Here is a 263-nt window from a genome sequence, read left to right as displayed (position 1 = left end):
CCGAGCAGGTCGATAACCCGCCGCCGGTCCGCGTCGCTCGCATCCTCAGGCGGAGGCGGCGTGTAATCGCTGCCGGGAGAGCGGACGGCGCGCGGATCGATCGGGCGCAGCAGTTCCAGCACGTCGGCGGCGCTCTGGACCAGCGTCGCACCCTCGCGGATCAGGCCATTGCAACCCTGCGCGCGGGGATCGAGCGGGCTGCCGGGCACCGCCATCACTTCCCGCCCCATCTCGGTCGCGAGTCGCGCGGTGATGAGCGATCC

Annotated in this window: 1 protein-coding gene; it reads right to left on the bottom strand. The window is 72.2% G+C overall.

What is annotated here, in order from left to right; all coding sequences use genetic code 11:
* On the bottom strand, nucleotides 1-263 hold a 263-nt coding region (locus AC0IYH_RS32090; protein ID WP_471838348.1), incomplete at both ends, for a DNA-processing protein DprA.

The organism is Pseudomonas sp. AC463, assembly GCF_979253585.1.
This window is presented reverse-complemented; position numbering and strand designations above follow the sequence as displayed.